The following is an 18,442-nucleotide window of genomic DNA, read 5'->3' on the forward strand; positions in this document are numbered from 1 at the left end:
TTTTCCCATAAAACATGAAGAAGTCCCGTTACCACTATGGTAATGGGACTTTATTTTCACCGCCGCCGGAAAGAAGGACCATTCCTGCTGCGGCCTGATTGTGTTCAGGGCAGCACTGATCAAGCATCCTTCACTGTGTCCCATGATGATGATCTTGCTTCCATCGACCTAGGATGAGCCGCAAGCATATCAAGAAATTTTCACCAACTAAAAAGCCCATCCTTTTTATTGGATGGGCTGCCACAGTTATAGGAATAAACCGCCATAGGCTAACGATGCTGTAATGACATATGCGGGATGAACTTTCCATTTTTCCAATAGCAAGTAGCTGACAGCAATTAAGAGGACTGTTTGTATCATTCCACTGTCTACATAAGAGCTAAAGAAAAAGTTAAAAGTCATGACACCCAGCAATACTGCAATGATTGGTCTGATATAATTCGTCATTCTTTTAACCTTTGGGGAATCTTTATAACGGTACAAGACTCCAAGGAGAAAAATCATTAAGATCAGTGAAGGGGCGACTGTTGCGAATATGCCGACTGCAGCTCCTAGTATCCCTCCCTGTTCATATCCAATATATCCTGCCAGTTTAGTGGCGATTGGTCCTGGCAGGGCGTTTCCGATTGCGAGAACTTCGCTGAATTCCGGTACTGTCATCCAGCCATAGCGGTCGACCACCTCATTTTCTACCAGAGGAATCGATGCCGGTCCTCCTCCATAACCCAGTATTCCCGGAATGAAAAAGGCGAGGAATATATGCCAATAAATCATTAGCCTACCCCTCTTTCACTCTTATTCTCCACCCCAGGAGCCTTATCCTTTTTAGCTATTGCAAGAATTAACAATACAAGAATAAGGATAGCAGGATGGATGTTAAGTACTTCCATCAGTATTAGTCCTCCAACAATCATCAAACCTGCATTCACTTTTCCCAGAGTTTCATTTGATTTCTTGAAAAAGTCCCATGTCATGGTTGCCAGCATTACACCAACCACCGGTACCACAGCTTTTGTCATCCCGTCAACCCAGGGTAAATCTTTAAACGAAGATAGGGAGGTTAATAATATAATCATCAACAAGATTGTCGGAACGATTGTTGCTGCTGTGGCGTTCACCATTCCTGTAAAACCAGCCACACGGTAGCCGATATATCCAGCCATCTTTGTAGCAATCGGGCCTGGAAGGGTATTACCTAAAGCTAATACATCAGCGAATTCATCATCATTCATCCATTTATATTTTTCGACAACCTCTTTATGAACGAGCGGGATGGATGATGGTCCGCCGCCATACCCCAGCATTCCTACTCGGAAGAATGCCAGGAATAGATCGAGCTGCTTCATTTTCATTCAACACCTTTTTTGAGATTACCAAGCTGCGATTGCACCGTCAGTCCTCGACTCTGTTCCGCCCGAAAGCACTCCAGTGGCAGGGTCTCTCCAGATAATTTGGCCCCTTCCAAATCCTCCTCCATCCAATGCGAATTGGATTTCGTGCCCTTTCCTGGCAAGTGCCTGGGCAATGTGGGCAGGGAAGGTATTCTCTACAACTACCTTATTGCCCTTCATCCATTGCCAGCGAGGGGAATCAAGCGCAGCCTGTGGATTGAGGTTGAAGTCGATTGTGTTCATGATGACCTGGGCGTGCCCCTGTGGCTGCATGTATCCTCCCATGACTCCGAACGGACCGACTGCTTCATTATCCTTTGTCAAGAACCCCGGAATGATGGTATGGTATGTCTTCTTGCCAGGTTCAAGGCAGTTATCATGAGATGGATCTAATGAAAAATCGGCACCTCGGTTTTGCAGCGCGATTCCTGTTCCTGGTACGACGATTCCCGATCCGAAGCCCATATAATTACTCTGGATGAATGAAATCATGTTTCCTTCCTCATCCGCTGCAGCGAGATAAACGGTTCCGCCCTTTGGAGGTGTGCCAGGCTCCGGCAGTCTTGCGGATTCACCGATCAAGCTTCTTCTTGTTTCGGCATATTCGTCCGATAATAGCTGTTCAGAGGATACTGTCATTTTCTCAGGGTCGGTAACATATTTCTTTGCATCCGCAAATGCAAGCTTCATTGCTTCGATTTGCTTGTGGTATGTATCCACAGACTCTTTTTCATTCAGTTCATAGCCCTTCAGCATGTTCAGCGCCATTAAAGCAACAATTCCCTGGCCATTCGGCGGGATTTCCCATACATCATAGCCTCTGTAATTGACTTTGATCGGCTGTACCCATTCAGGCTTATATGAGGCTAAATCCTCTTTTGAAATAAAGCCGCCATGCTGCTTTGAAAATTCATCTATTCTTTCAGCCAGTCCCCCGCGATAAAAACTTTCAGCATTGGTTTCGGCAATTTCACGCAAAGTGCTTGCGTGGCCTTCAGATTTCCACACTTCGCCTATTTTCGGCGCCTGCCCATTTGGAGCAAATGTATCAAACCAGCCTTTGTATTCGTCACCTTTAAAGATTTCTTTGAATTTTTCAAAGGCAATATTCCAATACTTGCCGAGGACTGGCGATAAAGGATATCCCTTTTCTGCATATTCAATCGCCGGCTGCAAAACTTCGGTCAGCGGCAGCTTGCCAAAGCGTCTTGACAGCTCCGCCCATGCTGCCGGTACACCGGGAACGGTAACAGGAACCAGGCCAAAGGTCGGCATTTTTTCATGACCTTTTTCCTTAACAGCATCGATTGAGATGTTTTTTGGAGCAGGACCGCTGGCGTTAAGACCGTGGAGCTCACCTTTTACCCAGACTAATGCGAATGCATCCCCTCCAATGCCATTGGAAGTTGGCTCAACTACGGTTAAGCATGCTGCTGTTGCAATGGCAGCATCAATGGCATTTCCCCCCTTTTTCAAAATATCCAGTCCCGCCTGTGCCGCCAGCGGCTGAGAAGTAGCAACCATGCCTTTCCTGGCAAAGGTTACCGTTCTTTGTGAATGGTATGGATAATTTAAATAATCTAAGTTCATGATTTTCCTCCCTCTTACTTTCATTTGTAAGTTAATTTACCTTATTAGCTTTACAAATGAATTATTCTCTTTTTATAAAACAGCATTTCATTTTCATATCGAAAGAAACGTCCTTACCTCCCTGGTAAGGACCTTGCACATTATGCATAATGGCAAGCAGCAAAATGATTCTCGCTTACCTCTCGAAAAGCCGGCTCCTCTGCCCTGCATCGCTCCGTAGCCAGCGGGCATCTTGTATGGAAACGACAGCCGCTCGGAACATTGATTGGACTCGGGACATCACCTTTTAAGATGACCCTTTCCCTCTTCTTATCTTCTTTGGTTGAAGGTATGGCAGAAAGCAATGCCTTTGTATAAGGGTGGAGCGGATTATCGTAAAGTTCTCTCTTATCAGCCAGCTCGACCATTTTCCCTAAATACATAACGGCGACTCTGTCGCTCACATGCTTCACAACACTAAGATCGTGAGAAATAAATAAGTATGTCAGTTGATGTTCCTTTTTCAAACGCTGCAGCAGGTTAAGGATTTGGGACTGGACGGATACATCCAATGCAGAGACCGCCTCATCGCACACAATTAATTTCGGGTTTGTGCAAAGTGCACGAGCAATGCTCACACGCTGCCGCTGTCCTCCTGAAAATTCGTGCGGGAAGCGATAATAATGCTGTTCTGAAAGGCCAACTTCGACAAGCAGATTGCAGACATAATCATATAGCTCTTTCTTCGGTACAATTTTGTGAGTTTCTACGATTTCTGACAACATGGATCCAACAGTCATTCGCGGATTGAGTGAACCGTAAGGATCCTGGAAAATAATCTGCATATCTTTCCGATTATCGCGCATCTGACGCTTGGAAACCCTGGTAATATCCACTCCGTCATAAACGATTGTTCCAGAGCTTGGTTCATGAAGTCTGAGGATTGCTCTCCCCATCGTAGATTTACCGCACCCAGATTCTCCTACAATTCCCAGCGTTTCCCCTCTTTTCAGAGCAAAGGTGATACCATCCAATGCCTTTACCACCTGTTTTTCTCCAAAGAACCCTTGATCACCGACAGGAAAGTGTTTCTTCAAGTCCTGTACATCAAGAAGATTTTCCGACGGCAACTTCGCTAATGGCTGGCCCATTTTTCTCACCTTCCTCCCATAAATTTGTGTATTTCCAGCAACTGACTGTGTGGTGTGAATCGACTTGCTCAAAATCTGGGGATTGTGCCCTGCAGATATCCTGTACATACGGGCATCGGTCCGCAAATCTGCAGCCTGCTGGCATTGCATCCGGAGATGGCACAGATCCTTTTATCACAAAAAGTTCTTCCACATCTTCCTCAGCGTCTACATCAGGGATGCACTTCATCAGACCTTGTGTATATGGATGCAGCGGATTGTTGAAAATGGATGTTCTCGAACCATATTCCACCGCTTTACCGGCATACATAACCAGTACTGTATCTGCCATTTCAGATACAACCGCCAAGTCGTGGGTAATCATAATAATTCCCATATCCAATTCTTTTTGCAGATTCTTCATGAGATCAAGAATCTGAGCCTGAATCGTCACATCAAGCGCTGTGGTCGGCTCATCTGCAATTAGCAGTTCCGGGTTGCAGCTAAGCGCAATCGCAATCATGACCCTTTGCCTCATTCCACCGCTCAGTTCATGAGGATAGGCATCGATTCGTTTGTCCGGTGAAGGGATTCCTACTAGCTGAAGCATTTCAACCGCCTTCTGGCGCGCTTCTTTTTTGCTTACCTTCTGGTGGAGAATAATGGTCTCAGCAATCTGCTTTCCCACTGTCTGTACAGGATTGAGAGAAGTCATAGGTTCCTGGAATATCATCGAAATCTGATTGCCCCTGATTTTACTCATCTGCTTCATTGACTTCTCCGTAAGGTTGTCACCCTTTAAAAGAATTTCTCCTTCAATTTCCCCTGTCTTAGGAAGCAGGCCCATGACCGAAAGGGAGGTCATACTTTTTCCACAGCCTGATTCCCCAACAATACAAAGGGTTTTCCCTTTTTCCACATTAAAGGATAATCCGGCTACAATATTTGTCGTCTTCTTTTTCCCAGCAAAGCTGACCTTAAGATTCTTTACTTCCAATAATGGCTGTGTCATTCGATTGCCTCCTCCCTTCGTTTTACTAGATTAGCAGTGTATGGAAATAGATCTTCTTGGCATTGTTTATAGATTCTAATTAGTTCTTGGACAGGCTCATGATGTTCATCCGCTCTGACATCAACCAGAGGATACTCTTCTTGGTCAACAACATAAAGAGCAGCTGACTGCCTTCCACGTTTGTCTCCTCCTGCTTCCTGTCCGCTGGCAAGAGCCGCTAATAGTCTTTCTGGCAAACTTTCGTTTTTCAGTGCCTGATACGTTTCAAACATGGCATCGATCGTTTCGGGTCCTGTCAGCATATTGCCAGCGACAACGAACTGAAATCCGATTTTATGTCCTTGCCATGGAACAGTGTCTTTACCTGTAAAACCAGTAGCATTCCCATACTTATCAACGATGGCACATTGCCTTCTCTCCGGATCCGGGTCTGAAGCCAGTAATTGCTCCAGCACTTCAGCTGGTAATTTTCCTTCAGCTAAAAGCTTGATTCCGTCAAGGCCATAAAACGGATTAACAGTTGCTTGGGTTGCTATTGCTCCTATACCGGTTTTCACATAAGGGACTAGTGAGCCGACTGCTGGTCTTGCAGTTGATACCGCGACGCCCAGCATTCCTGTTTTCTCACATCTAGCAGTTATCGAAAATGTCATTCTAATAACCTCACTTCAGCTTCGGATCTAATGCATCACGCAGTCCATCACCAAATAAGTTGATTGATAGAACCGTTAAAAAGATAAACAGTCCAGGAAACAACGAAATCCATGGCGCGTCACCAAGATACCCTTGTCCCATTGAAAGCATGGCACCCCAGCTTGGTGTTGGAGGCTGAGTACCAAGCCCCAAATAGCTTAATGAAGCTTCAGAAATGATTGCCGCGGCAATCGATAGAGTAGCCTGGACCAGAATGGGCGGCATGCAGTTCGGCAGGATATGCTTGAAAATGATTTTAAAATCACTGATCCCGGATGCTTTAGCAGCCGTAACATATTCCCGCTCTCTCTGGCTCAATACCTCTCCCCTGACCAGACGGATAAAGTTAGGGGTAAAAATGATTCCAATCGCAATCATGGCATTTTGCAATCCAGCTCCCAATACAGCTGCAAGAGAAAGCGCCAGTACCAGCGGCGGGAATGAAAGCAGGGCATCCGTAAAACGCATGACAACAAATTCATCTAAAACTCCGCGATAATATCCTGAAAAAAGACCGATCGGGATTCCAATCAATAATGCGATGCCTACCGAAATTATCCCGGCCTGGATTGACACTCTCGCCCCATAAATGATCCTGCTGAAAATATCACGGCCAAGCTCATCTGTCCCAAGAAGATTCTCTGAATTCGGGCTTTGGAGGAATTTTGCATAATCTTGCTCACCAGGATTATAAGGGGCGGCCACCGGAGCAAAAACTGCCATAAGGATCAACAGCAATGTAAAAATACCACCAGCTACAGCCAATTTATTTTGAAAAAAGCGGGAACTCATCTCTTTCATTCTGCGCTTTTTCGGGCTCTCAACAACTGTCATTTTTTGATTCAACTGTGCTTCCATGGTCACTGGCCCCCTGTTAGCTTAATTCTCGGATCTAGAATCGAATAAAGAACATCAATAAAGAAGTTAACCACTACAACAGCGATAGCCATGAACAGCACGGCACCCTGCACAACCGGAAAATCCCTTGTCATGATGGCATCGATGACAAGCCTTCCGAGTCCCGGAATTGCAAAAATCGTTTCGGTGATCACCGCACCTCCAAGGAAGGTGGCTAATTGTAATCCGCTAACTGTCACGACAGGAATAAGTGCATTCTTCAAAGCATGGCCAATTACGACTCCTCTTTCAAGAACACCTTTCGCATAGGCGGTCCTAATGTAATCAGCCTCCAGTACTTCAAGCATGCTTGAACGCAGCATCCTTGTGATTTCTGCACTCAATCTGACCCCTACTGCTAGGGCTGGCATAATCATTAAAAGCATGCTTTGTTTAAAATTCGTCCATGGCTCCACATACCCTGAAGGTGCCAGCCATCCCAATGAAATCGAAAAGATGAAAATCAGTAAAATTCCCAGGAAAAACGGTGGAACTGAAACCCCTGACAATGCAAATGTTGTTCCAAAGTAATCCCAGAAAGTCCCTTTTCTTGTAGCTGAAATAATACCGGCTGGAATGGCAATCAGCATAGCAATGATAAATGACATGATGGATAGCTGGATTGTTACCGGCAGCTTCTGAAGCAGCACGGTAAGAACCGGAGTATTATCTTTCAATGAATTCCCAAGATCTCCCTGAAGGACATTTGTTACCCAGTTAAAATACTGGACATAAAGAGGATCATTCAGGCCCATCTGCTCCCTCAATGCCTGCAGCGCTTCTTCAGTGGCCTCCTGCCCGAGAATCATCCTTGCAGGGTCGCCTGGTGTGAGATGAACGAGTGAAAAAACGATTATGCTTACTAAAAATAAGATAACGACCATAAGTCCTAATCGACGAAGCAAAAACTTTACCACGCTGCTCCCTCCTTTTTTTTAAGGTTCAAAAGTATTTCGGCCTGGAGACGGGTCTCCAAGCCGAATCAAGTAAATTGCTTATTTAAATGAAACGTCATGGAAGCGCATCATTTGATCCGCTATGTGTTTATAGCCTTGCAGGTTGTTCTTATATGCTTTGTAATCCTTCTCATGATAAATGAAGATGAACGGAACTTCTTCCTGGCCAAGCTTTGTAGCTTCTGAGTAAATCTTCTTTCTTTCCTTTTGATCCGTCTCCACACGGGCCTGTTCTAATAGCTCGTCCATTTTTGGATTGGAATAACCATAGTTGATTGAACCTTCAGTATTGAATAGCGCGTAGATATTTCCATCTGGATCGGTTCTTCCGCTCCAGCCCAAACGGACAGCATCAAATTTGAAGTTATCCATATTATCAAGCATGGTTCCAAACTCAACCATTTCAAGATTCACCTTTATCCCTGCTTCTTTAGCCATGGATTGGATCATTTGCGAGATTTGTTCCTCGACCGGCTTTGGAGACAACTGCAGCGTGAACTCGAATCCATCCGGATAACCTGCGTCAGCCATAATTTTCTTCGCTTTTTCAATATCCTTCTTCTTCGGCTTGATACTTTCATCATATGCCCATGTTCCAGGAGGGATTGCTCCCGCTGAAGCTACTGCTGTATCGCGAAGGGCAACCTTGATAATCGCTTCACGGTCGATGACTAAGTCAAGTGCCTGGCGAAGTGCTTTGTTATTGAATGGTTCACTCTTATGGTTCAAATACAGACCCTGGAATCCAAGAGCTCCCGTTTCAGATAAGGTAAGGTTTGAATCATTCTTAAGCTTCTCGACATCCTTTGGCGGAACCTTGCTGATGATGTCAACATCACCTGATGTAAGGTTTGTCAGTCTGACGTTTTCATCAGCATAGGGACGATAAACAATCTTTTCAAACTTTGGTGCTCCACCCCAATAGTCTGCATTCTTTTCTACTACGATTTTGTCTTGCTTAACACGAGACACAAACTTGAATGGACCAGTACCTACAGGTGAATTAGCGAAGTCTTTGCCCTTTTCCTTTACTGCTGTTGGTGAAACCATCATCCCTGCACGGTCAGATAACGCCGCAAGGAATGGGCTGTAAGGCTCGGAAAGCACAACCTTCAATGTTGTGTCGTCGACTACTTCAATCTTTTCAATAGAAGATAATTCAGATGCACGCGGTGAACCAGTATTAGGATCCATCATGCGTTCAAAGTTGAATTTAACCGCTTCTGCATTAAACGGAGTTCCATCATGGAACTTTACGTCCTTTTGCAAGGTAAAGGTGTATGTCTTACCGTCTTCGGAGATGTCCCATTTTTCAGCAAGCATTGGCACAAAATTAAGCTCTTCATCAACATCAACTAGCTTGTCATAGATACTGTGGAAGACTTGTCGGTCAACAGCAGCTGTAGAAAAGTGAGGATCCAATTGCGGCGGATCATCATCCAATCCAACCACCATTTCTGATTTGTCCGTTTTCGCCGGAGCGCTGGCAGTTGTTGATTTTTCTGTTCCTGTACTGGAAGAATTACTATTGCTGCATCCAGTCAGAAACAATAAAAAACTCATAAATACTGCTGCAAATACTTTTACCTTTTTACTCACTTTTGCTTATCCCCCTTTTTTCGCAAAACAACTTCCTTAACATAAGCAGGCAAAAAGTTACAATCACCTACTTTATGAAAGCGTTTTACTACTTTTAATTTCATTTCGAATTTCGTATTATTATAATACAGGGAATTTAAAAAATCTATATAATATTCAGAAAATATTAAGATTTTTTTCTACTATAATTATTTGAATCTTTTTCCAATTTTTATTGATAATCCTCTCATTTGTAAGCTAAGATAAATCTACTAATTCTAATGGAAAAGTGGTGTTTGGATGAATATTGATGAAACGGACCGTATGATCTTGCAACTTTTATCTGAAAATGGACGAATGTCCTATGTAGATATCGGTAAGGAGTTGAATCTATCCAGGGTATCAATCCGGGAGAGAGTCAATCAATTAATAGAGGATGGTGTCATAGAAAAGTTTTCCGTCGTAATCAATTCGGAAAAAGTAGGAAAAGCTGTATCTGCCTTTTTTGAGGTTGATTGTGAACCCTCTTCTCTCGTAAAAGTAGCAGAAGCGCTCGCCAACAATCCAAGTGTCGCAAGCTGTTATCAGATGACAGGGCCAAGCACCCTGCACATGCATGTTTTAGTAGAGGACTTTATCAGGCTGGAGAATTTTATTAACGAAGAACTGTATAGCCTGGAAGGGATCACAAGAGTCGAAAGCCATATTTTGCTTCGGAGATTCAAAAGCCGTACCGGTATGAAATTGTAGATGGGGGCTGCGAAAGTTAAGGCAGAAATTGAAAAACGACACAGGCAAATTTCGTCTGTGTCGTTTTTTATATTTTATAAAAAGAAAACCAAAACCTGTGATGCAATCGCGACTGAGATAAGCGCAAATGGATAGGCCGCGGCATAAGCGATGGATGGATCTTCGGAGTCCATCAGCTGGTTGGCTGCACCAAGTCCGGGGGTGCTTGTCATTCCGCCGCATAATGCGCCTAATGAGTGAATGATGCTGAGCCTAAAAAGCTTTCTTGCGATGAAAAAGCCGGCGATCACAGGCAGAATGGTTATGATTGCTCCGCCGATGACGAGATTGAACCCTTCCTGCTGGATGACCTGGACGATGCCTTTTCCGGCGGTCGTACCGGCACCGGCAAGGAAAAGGACTAGACCGATATCACGGATGACCTGGTTCGACGGCTGGTAATAGCGCGCGTGGATCGGTCCAAGTCTTCCGAAGTGGCCGATGATCAGGGCAATGAACAAAGGCCCGCCGGCGACGCCGAATGTAATCGTCCCGAGTTTCGGGAAGTGAATCGGCACCATCCCGGCAAGGACGCCGAGCAGCAGCACGAGACTGAGCGACAGGATGTGAATATTGGTTACGGTCAGTTTTTTTCTGCTGAATAATTTTTCGACGTCATCCAATCGGTCCTTGCTGCTGACTAGAGTCAGGACATCGCCGCGTTCAAGGCGCCACTTTGGATTTTGGTTGAATTCGAAACCGCTGCGCTCAATTCTTGTGACTGTGACACCGTATGTGCGCCTCAATTCAAGTTCCTTGATCGTTTTTCCAATCAATTCAAGCGCATCGACCGTGACTTTGCGAAGCTCCACATTGTCATGGTTTACGGTGTTCGTCTCCACTTCACGGCCGATATCCCCGCAAAGCTTTTTCAAATCGTTTGGCAATCCGACAGCGACAAGCCTGTCCCCCACCAGAATAACTGTATCATTGAGAGCGATGATATTTCGGTCGCCGCGGATAACCCGGCTGATGACGACAGAATTGTTTCGGTTGAATTTGAGCTCTTTTAGTGTCCGTTTATTAATGGAAGGGCTAGTGACCTCTATGGTTATTACTTCAGGCGACTCATCATTGCGGACAGGTCCTGATTTCTTTTTCAGATCCTCCGCCAGATCTACCTTCAGCACCCGCGGCAACAGCTGCACGAACAGCACAACTGCTAGGACGCCGAAAGGATAGGCAATCCCGTATCCGACAGAGGCAAGCGGATCTCCAGTGGCCTGGAGGGCGGCAGCAAGACCGGGCGTACTCGTCAGCGCGCCCGTCATGATGCCGATGCTCAATGCCGGGGACAGATGGAACAGTTTGGACACGATAATCGTCGTAATGGAAGCAACCAGGACAATCAGTAAGCTGATGACGCCAAACACGATTCCGCTCGTTTTCATCATCCGGAAAAAGCGCGGACCGGCTGATAGACCTACTGCAACAATAAATAAACCAAGTCCCAGCTGCTGGATGACCGGTGACACCTGGTAGCCGAAATGGCCGAACACCATTGCCGCCAATAATACTCCCGATGTCCCCAGGCTTAATCCTCGTATTTTGATTTCACCCAGCGCCGAGCCAAGAAATAGTATGACAAATAATAAAATTAACGGTTCCTCAAGCAAACCCTTCATGCCGTCCACAGTTGATTCCTCCAAATTAAATCCGTTTGTGAAAATCTACACAACATAGAATAGCACGACAAATGATCATTTCCTAACCAAGACATTGACGAATTTATTACAAAAACAACATCCCCCTGGTGAAAACGCTTTTCTATGCGTTTTCCTTAAAGGAGGAATCTGTAAACTAAAATTATTGCGGCTTTTGTTAAAAATTACAGAGTTCCATGTAAAAGGTCTCTCTTTGACAAGCCAATTTTTCATAAAATCGTTGCTAACGAACGCTTTATAGCGAAATTTTAGTTTATATAGCGACTTTTCTTTTTATATAGCGAGTTTTCTATTTATATAGCGAGTTTTTCATTTTTATAGCGAGTTGGAAAAAAACGCAGATTTTTTCCAATTGAAAAAGAGACTCTAAATTGATTCACTTAAATCATTTCATAAACCCCCTCCGAGGATTCAAAGATATAGTCTGGCTTTGGCTGGCTGATATTGTTTTTTGTGTCCGGCGATGTGGTCAGGGTGCTTCTCCCAATTTTTCCAGTCCTGTTCATTTTGCCAGTTGATCATAACCCGTGTCTTGATACGAAAAAAAGCCCCTAATCAGGAGCTAATATCCAATGATTTTTCAAGTAGTTTTTGATGCCTGAGTTCGAATTGGTGGATGTGATTTAATTCTTCGAGCAGGTCATGGATCGATACCAGTTCATAATAGATGATCGTTTCTTCGGAGAACCGATGGGCGTCTGCTTCCCGCTCATCTACCTCAAGTCTTAATAAGCCGAGTAATTCATTGACAACGGCATCATGCTCCTCGTCCAGCAAGAAGTCGGGATGATGGAGTGCGGTCTTGATCGATTTCACCATCGCTTCTACTACACTCGCCTTAGTCTCCGATAAATGAATCGAAGGCAGCGAAAAAAGATTTCCGACATGGTAATGGATTTGTCTCAAAATTGTCAGCTTCTTGAATTCGTAATGGATATTCCGCATGTTCTTCCGGTCGAATTGATGCAGCTTCCATTCTTTCTTTTGGTATTTGCACAATGTTTCAATACTTTCCATGTCTTTGAGGACCCTTTGGAAGTCTGATCTCGTTTCCCGGTGCAGAGGCTGCTGCCTCGTGATTTCTGTTCCTCTGCTGGCAATCAGGTTCCCTGTCTCATGGATCAGTTGCTGAATTTTACTCTTGATGGTCCTGGAGTAATCAGGGCGGATCACCAAAAGGTTCACAAGCGTCGAGACCGTCAGCCCTGTCAATGTTGTTCCCAGGCGGATGAAAAAGCTCGACAAATAGTGGTCATTGACGGTGGAAACCATCGCCACTCCTGTCAGCACCGCCACCAAAGCCCCGTCGTGCAGCTTCAGACGGTGACAGACAATGATGGTCGCGACTGCAACGAGCATATATGTAAGTGGACTGTGCCCAAATGCAAAATTGAACACGACGGAAAACCCTGCGCCGATCGCTGATGCCGGGAATCGGACATATGCTTTTCTTATTGAATCAGCCGCTGTTGGTTCGATTGTCACAATTGCCGTGATGACTGCGAACATTGGCGGCCAGCCAAGCAGGTCACAAATCAGTGCAGTAATGAAGACAGCAATTCCCGTTTTAAGGACCCTGCCCCCAACAAAGTTGAATTTTTTCAATAAAGCCATTTTCTCATTCCTCATTTTTTAAAAACGTATACCGCACTATTATAACGTATGGATCCTGATATACGAAAACACCATAAAAAAAGAAACCCCCTCAAGGAGGAGTCTCCTATTCGTTGATCACATATCCATTCCCGGAGACTTCAGTATTCATTGGAACCTTGATATAGATGAAATTCAGTCCCTGCATCATTCCGTAACCGCCGTTGAACTGCTCTCCATTTTCAGCGAACTGGTTAAAAGGAAAGGCATTCGTGTATTTTACAAGTTTGACGTTCACAGGCTCTTGAGGGAATACTTTCAGAGTTGTCTCGCTAAGTTGGATTTCCGGTGAAGTGAAACGATCCGTGATATCGATATTATCTATATATGAAAAAGTGGAGTAATGAGTCACTTCGACCTGATTCTCGAGAGATTTTACCTTCTCGATGAATACCGTGGCATTGATGCTCAACGCATTAATATTCAAAGATTTTCCTTCCAGCGGGAATTCCCATGATTTCATTTTTGTAAGCCCTTCTGCTTCCTCAATTTTTCCAGACTCGACAATCGAATAAACATCACCGTTTATTCGTTCATTTTGCTGAATTTCTTCGTCGGTCAAATAATCTCCCTGATAGGATTCACCCTTTGGAAGAATGAAGGAAATGATTCCAGTGCAAAGCAAGACAACCAGGTAGCCTGTAAATACCTTTGTGGTGCGGCTCCCGTTCATGAACCTCGGACTTATGAACTTATTGGAGAAACTTCCGTAACTAATCATGGCCAATATGATAATAAAGATCAATAAAATAAAACTCATTTCCTCACCTCCAGACTGTCCGAAATCAATATAGCCGATCCAAATGCAATGGCCGATGTAAATAGAACCTTTAACAGGAACAGCAGAAGGGAGGTTTCCTTCACAAAAATTTGTCCAATATCAATCACCAGGGTCGATTCGCTGCCCACAAACACATTGATAAATATGCTTCCGAAAAACAATGCAGGAAGAATGATAATGAAAATTCTGTTTCTTTGGACGAGCATCCCGACCAGGTAGCCAAGTGCCGTGAAAAGGAACAGATACAGGATGGTTCCGGCAAGGCCTTCTGCCATCTGCAGCGTTGATAATCGCTGGCTTTCGATGAACTCCCGCTCCTGCAGGAACAAGACAGATAGCTTCAGCGACTGGCTCGCCAGCAGGAAGGTCACTCCGCCAATGACACTTGCCCAGGCGAGGAACAGGATATTCGCAATATGGCTGCTCATTCTGTTGGCCACAAACGCATAATCATCAAACCGATACGCCTGGGTCGTAACGACAATCGCCGAAATGAAAGCCCAGATCATCATGAAGGCAAGGACGATATTCCCGGAATAATTTTTCATATCATAACTGAAATTTTCAGTACTACCACCGCCGCCTCCTTCTCCGGCAAGCGAAAACAGAATTCCGATGATTTGCAGGATCATCAGTGAAGTGAACATCCCCCGGTAGGATTTCAGTTTGAATCGGAATTGCTTTTTTACAATATCCCAGAGGTTAATCTTTGTTAAAGACATCATCAATCCCGCCTTTCTCCTGGCTCGTCAAGTATAGACAGAGATCTTCGTTTGAAATCGTCGAGAACTCCAGGTCGTTTTTCATTGCTGCTGTAACCTGGTCATCAGACAAGTCGTTGCGGATGACCGCATAGCTCCTGCCAAAACCAGCACTGCTACGATGGAATATCTCATGTCCGCTAAGCCAGTCGTTCAGCATTTCTTCTTTCCCGCTGACAACGACCGCATACTCCCGCAGGTCCTCAACCGTCATATGCAAAAATTGCTTTCCATCCTTTAGGAGCAGGATGTCTTCAAGGATGTCCTCGACCTCATTGAGATGATGGCTTGAAATGATGATTGTCCGTGGGTTGGCAATATAGTCTTTTAGCAGCGCCCGGTAAAAGTCTTTTCTGACGCCAGCATCCATCCCGTTTGTCGGCTCATCAAAGATTGTCAGCGGACAGCGGGAAGCCAGCCCCAAAATCGCATTGAAGGTATTCTTCATTCCCTTCGACAGCCCGGTATGGTGCTGTTTCAGGTCAAGATGGAAATATTCAACTAGGTTCCTGGCAAATTTCATGTCCCAGTTATCATAAAAACTCGCTGCCGTTTCCAAAAGTTCATCAAGATTCAGCGCGGCTGGCAGATTCATATCGTTATCGACCATGATCATGTTCGCTGACACAGACAGGTTATTGAACGGGTTTTCCCCAAATACCCTTACTACACCTGAACTCTCACGCATGAAACCAGCGGCGATTTTCAGCATCGTCGTCTTGCCGGCTCCGTTCCTGCCAATCAGGCCTGTGATTTTATTCTCCCCGATTGAAAACGTCAGCTCATCCAGTGCTTTTTTCCTTCCATAGGTCTTTGTTACATTTTCGAATTCCAGCACACTCATCATGTATCCCCCTTCAAGTCCCGCTTGGCTTCCTGGATCATCGCGATCAATTCCTCCTCAGTCACCTGGAGATGCTCCGCCTCCCGCACCAACTCTAGCACCAATGACTTCAATGTCTGGTTCCTCCGTTTCGCTGTGATAATCTTTTTCGCATCCTCCGATACAAACATGCCGAGACCGCGTTTTTTATAAAGAATGTTTTCATCCGCTAAAATATTCAACCCTTTTGCCGCTGTCGCCGGATTGATATTCAGCATTTCCGCAAGCTGATATTGTGAATGAACCTTCTCATCCTTCTTGATGCTTTCGCTGAGAATTTCCGTTTCCAGCCACTCAGCAATCTGGACATAAATCGGTTTCATGCTATCTGAATTAAGTATCAACCCCGCACCTCCTCTAACAGGTCATATAGTGCATTACTGTTGTAATGTACTATATTATATATTATGCAATTACTCAAGGGATATTTAACCAATTTTATAAAAATGTTTAAATTAAGGGGATTTCTCTCCATAAAAAAACCCCCTCGCATTACACGAGAGGGCAGCTGCTATAATACATGCGTCTTATCCAGCGGGCTTTCCAGCTTTGATAGGTCCAGCTTCATTTTTTCTGTTTCCAGCAGGTAGTTTTCATGCTTGAGCCGTTCAAGTTCAATTTCGTCTTTAATCATGTTGTGTTTGATTTTGGCAACTCTTTGATAATGGCTTGTTAAGATTGCGACGAGCGGAATCGAAAACACCATTATAATCGTTATGGTTCCGGTCATGGAACGTCACTCCAAACTATCATGATTTTATTTTCATCATAGCAAAATAGGTAAAATAAACCAACCCTAAATAGAAGTTTCGAATTGGACCTTGTGAAGCTTGGCAAAAATGCCGCCTTGCTCGATCAGTTCATCATGAGTACCCTGTTCGGCGATTCCATCCTCGGTGACAACGACGATTCGATCGGCACTTCTGATCGTTGCCAGTCTGTGCGCAATGACCAGCGTTGTCCGGTTCTTTGATAGTTCTGCGAGTGCTTTTTGAATGATCCTTTCCGTCTCGGTATCAAGCGCTGATGTCGCTTCATCGAGAATCAGGATTGGCGGATTTTTCAAGAACATCCTAGCGATGGCAATTCTTTGCTTTTGCCCGCCTGACAATTTTAAGCCCCGTTCCCCAATTTGTGTTTCATAGCCATCTGGCAATGCAGCGATAAAGTCCTCAAGATGTGCCTGTTTTGCGGATCTGACAATATCCTCATGTGTGGCCCCCAATGAACCATATGCAATATTCTCTCGCAGCGTCCCGGTAAAAAGGAACACATCCTGCTGGACGATCCCGATTTGCGAGCGCAATGATTTTTTTGTCATGTCGCGAAGGTCGATGCCATCGATTGTGATGGTGCCACTGTTCACATCGTAAAAACGGGGGATCAACGAGCAAATCGTCGTCTTCCCTGCCCCCGACGGACCAACGAACGCAACTGTCTCGCCATGGTTGATTTCCAAATCAATTCCTTCCAAAACGGGTTTGTTCTGCTCATAGCTGAAGGTGACATTCCTGAATTCGATATCCCCTTTCAAATGCGGGACCACAATCGCGTCCTCACAATCGACGACGTCCGGATTCTGGTCCATCAGCTCGGTAAACCGCTTAAAGCCTGCCATTCCTTTCGGATACAATTCAAGAATCGCACTGATTTTATCAATTGGTTTAAACAGGACATTCACATACAGGACAAACCCGACAAGTTCTCCATAGCTCAGGCTGCCTTGAAAACTCAGCCATGCACCATAAACCAGGACAACAAGGACAATCAGCCTTGTCAGCATATAAATACCGGACGAACTGAACGACATCACCTTATAGGCCGTCAACTTGGCACGGCGGAACTTTCGGTTGTTCTTTGTGAATCTCTCAATCTCATAATCTTCATTTGTAAAAGACTGAACCACCCGAATTCCTGAAACGCTATCTTCGACCCTGGCATTGACGTCGGCAATATCTGTGTACATGTTTTTCCAGGCAGCGTTCATTTTCAAATTTGAATACGTAATCAGCCAAATCAGGAATGGTACGATGATCATCGTGATCAGCGCCAGCTTCACATTGATCGTCAGCATGATCCAAAACGCGCCAACAAATGTCATCACGGCAATGAATAAATCCTCAGGGCCGTGGTGTGCGAGTTCCCCCAGATCAAACAGGTCATTGGTGATCCGGCTCATGATGTGCCCGGTTTTCGTATTATCGAAAAAGCGGAAGGACTGCTTTTGTACGTGCTGGAACAGCTGCTGCCTCATGTCCGTCTCAATATTAATGCCAAGCTTGTGGCCCCAATAATTGACGATGAACTGGAGCAAGGTGCTGATGATGTATAACAGCAGCAATCCGATGCTCACACTGACGATCATGTTCCAGTTGCCGCCTGGGAGCAAGGTATCAATGAACCACTGGACCGCGAGAGGGAATGCCAGCTCCAGCAGGGCAACGATGACGGCACTACTGAAATCAATAACGAAAAGCCTGCGATGCGGCCGGTAATAGGTAAAAAATCTTCGTATCATAACTTGTTCTCCTTTAATATCTTCAAGTGATTATATGTCAAGCAGTGCCACTTTTTCAATAATAATGAAAAATAAACCGAATGAATTTCTTATTTTTATACCTGATTAAAGTTTCTAATTTATGGCTAGTTTATAGAAGGATTAAATGGATTTGAGGTGAAGACATC

18 protein-coding genes are annotated in these 18,442 nt (G+C 44.8%); 1 reads left to right on the forward strand and 17 read right to left on the reverse strand.

All coding sequences use genetic code 11. The annotated features are described in order from the left end of the window. Nucleotides 1-246: 246 nt before the first annotated feature. The 9 genes from FS736_RS05090 to FS736_RS05130 form a co-directional block, all read right to left on the reverse strand. Nucleotides 247-774 carry a chromate transporter gene (locus FS736_RS05090; RefSeq protein WP_144475281.1) on the reverse strand — a complete coding sequence of 176 codons (528 nt, stop codon included), beginning with the start codon at nucleotides 772-774 and terminating at the stop codon, nucleotides 247-249. Further along, on the reverse strand, nucleotides 774-1,346 hold the full coding sequence (locus FS736_RS05095) for a chromate transporter (RefSeq protein WP_144475282.1): 573 nt from the start codon (nucleotides 1,344-1,346) through the stop codon (nucleotides 774-776). Before FS736_RS05095 ends, FS736_RS05090 begins: the two co-directional genes overlap by 1 nt. Nucleotides 1,347-1,370: 24 nt before the next feature. Beyond that, complete coding sequence (locus FS736_RS05100; protein WP_186326668.1) at nucleotides 1,371-2,981, reverse strand: gamma-glutamyltransferase family protein; 1,611 nt, start codon at nucleotides 2,979-2,981, stop codon at nucleotides 1,371-1,373. A gap of 140 nt (nucleotides 2,982-3,121) precedes the next feature. Then, complete coding sequence (locus FS736_RS05105; protein WP_144475283.1) at nucleotides 3,122-4,111, reverse strand: ABC transporter ATP-binding protein; 990 nt, start codon at nucleotides 4,109-4,111, stop codon at nucleotides 3,122-3,124. Further along, nucleotides 4,068-5,102 (reverse strand): ABC transporter ATP-binding protein, encoded by a 1,035-nt coding sequence (locus tag FS736_RS05110; RefSeq protein WP_144475284.1) that lies wholly within the window; start codon nucleotides 5,100-5,102, stop codon nucleotides 4,068-4,070. Before FS736_RS05110 ends, FS736_RS05105 begins: the two co-directional genes overlap by 44 nt. Continuing rightward, a complete protein-coding gene (locus FS736_RS05115; protein WP_144475285.1) occupies nucleotides 5,099-5,755 on the reverse strand; it encodes a DUF1028 domain-containing protein in 657 nt (218 codons plus the stop codon). Before FS736_RS05115 ends, FS736_RS05110 begins: the two co-directional genes overlap by 4 nt. Nucleotides 5,756-5,765: 10 nt before the next feature. Next, nucleotides 5,766-6,596, reverse strand: coding sequence for an ABC transporter permease (locus FS736_RS05120; RefSeq protein ID WP_144475547.1), 831 nt, complete (start codon nucleotides 6,594-6,596; stop codon nucleotides 5,766-5,768). Between the two features lie 59 nt (nucleotides 6,597-6,655). After that, complete coding sequence (gene nikB / locus FS736_RS05125; protein ID WP_186326669.1) at nucleotides 6,656-7,609, reverse strand: nickel ABC transporter permease; 954 nt, start codon at nucleotides 7,607-7,609, stop codon at nucleotides 6,656-6,658. A gap of 78 nt (nucleotides 7,610-7,687) precedes the next feature. Beyond that, nucleotides 7,688-9,247, reverse strand: coding sequence for an ABC transporter substrate-binding protein (locus FS736_RS05130; protein WP_260983526.1), 1,560 nt, complete (start codon nucleotides 9,245-9,247; stop codon nucleotides 7,688-7,690). 279 nt (nucleotides 9,248-9,526) lie between these two features. On the opposite strand from FS736_RS05130, the gene FS736_RS05135 reads away from it, so the two are divergent. Next, on the forward strand, nucleotides 9,527-9,976 hold the full coding sequence (locus tag FS736_RS05135; RefSeq protein WP_144475286.1) for an Lrp/AsnC family transcriptional regulator: 450 nt from the start codon (nucleotides 9,527-9,529) through the stop codon (nucleotides 9,974-9,976). Nucleotides 9,977-10,050: 74 nt separating this feature from the next. Here the strand turns inward: FS736_RS05135 and FS736_RS05140 are convergent, their stop codons facing one another. From FS736_RS05140 to FS736_RS05175, 8 genes are all read right to left on the reverse strand, one after another. Beyond that, complete coding sequence (locus FS736_RS05140; RefSeq protein WP_144475550.1) at nucleotides 10,051-11,640, reverse strand: aspartate:alanine exchanger family transporter; 1,590 nt, start codon at nucleotides 11,638-11,640, stop codon at nucleotides 10,051-10,053. Between the two features lie 594 nt (nucleotides 11,641-12,234). Continuing rightward, nucleotides 12,235-13,293, reverse strand: a complete 1,059-nt coding sequence (locus tag FS736_RS05145) for an aromatic acid exporter family protein (RefSeq protein WP_144475287.1) — start codon at nucleotides 13,291-13,293, stop codon at nucleotides 12,235-12,237. A 106-nt stretch (nucleotides 13,294-13,399) separates the two neighbouring features. After that, a complete protein-coding gene (locus FS736_RS05150) occupies nucleotides 13,400-14,092 on the reverse strand; it encodes a hypothetical protein (protein ID WP_144475288.1) in 693 nt (230 codons plus the stop codon). Beyond that, the gene (locus tag FS736_RS05155; protein ID WP_144475289.1) at nucleotides 14,089-14,838 is read right to left on the reverse strand and encodes a hypothetical protein; all 750 of its coding nucleotides are present in this window, start codon (nucleotides 14,836-14,838) and stop codon (nucleotides 14,089-14,091) included. The genes FS736_RS05150 and FS736_RS05155 overlap by 4 nt, the downstream gene beginning before the upstream one ends. Then, nucleotides 14,816-15,721, reverse strand: a complete 906-nt coding sequence (locus FS736_RS05160; RefSeq protein ID WP_313959702.1) for an ABC transporter ATP-binding protein — start codon at nucleotides 15,719-15,721, stop codon at nucleotides 14,816-14,818. The genes FS736_RS05155 and FS736_RS05160 overlap by 23 nt, the downstream gene beginning before the upstream one ends. Next, nucleotides 15,718-16,101, reverse strand: a complete 384-nt coding sequence (locus FS736_RS05165) for a GntR family transcriptional regulator (RefSeq protein ID WP_144475290.1) — start codon at nucleotides 16,099-16,101, stop codon at nucleotides 15,718-15,720. Before FS736_RS05165 ends, FS736_RS05160 begins: the two co-directional genes overlap by 4 nt. Nucleotides 16,102-16,268: 167 nt before the next feature. Beyond that, nucleotides 16,269-16,487: a hypothetical protein gene (locus FS736_RS05170; RefSeq protein WP_144475291.1), complete on the reverse strand. Its 219-nt coding sequence runs from the start codon at nucleotides 16,485-16,487 to the stop codon at nucleotides 16,269-16,271. Nucleotides 16,488-16,553: 66 nt separating this feature from the next. Further along, nucleotides 16,554-18,275, reverse strand: a complete 1,722-nt coding sequence (locus FS736_RS05175) for an ABC transporter ATP-binding protein (protein ID WP_144475292.1) — start codon at nucleotides 18,273-18,275, stop codon at nucleotides 16,554-16,556. Between the last annotated feature and the right edge of the window lie 167 nt (nucleotides 18,276-18,442).

The sequence above is a fragment of the Cytobacillus oceanisediminis 2691 genome, from assembly GCF_007678455.1.
GTDB classification, from domain to species: domain Bacteria; phylum Bacillota; class Bacilli; order Bacillales; family Cytobacillaceae; genus Mesobacillus; species Mesobacillus oceanisediminis_A.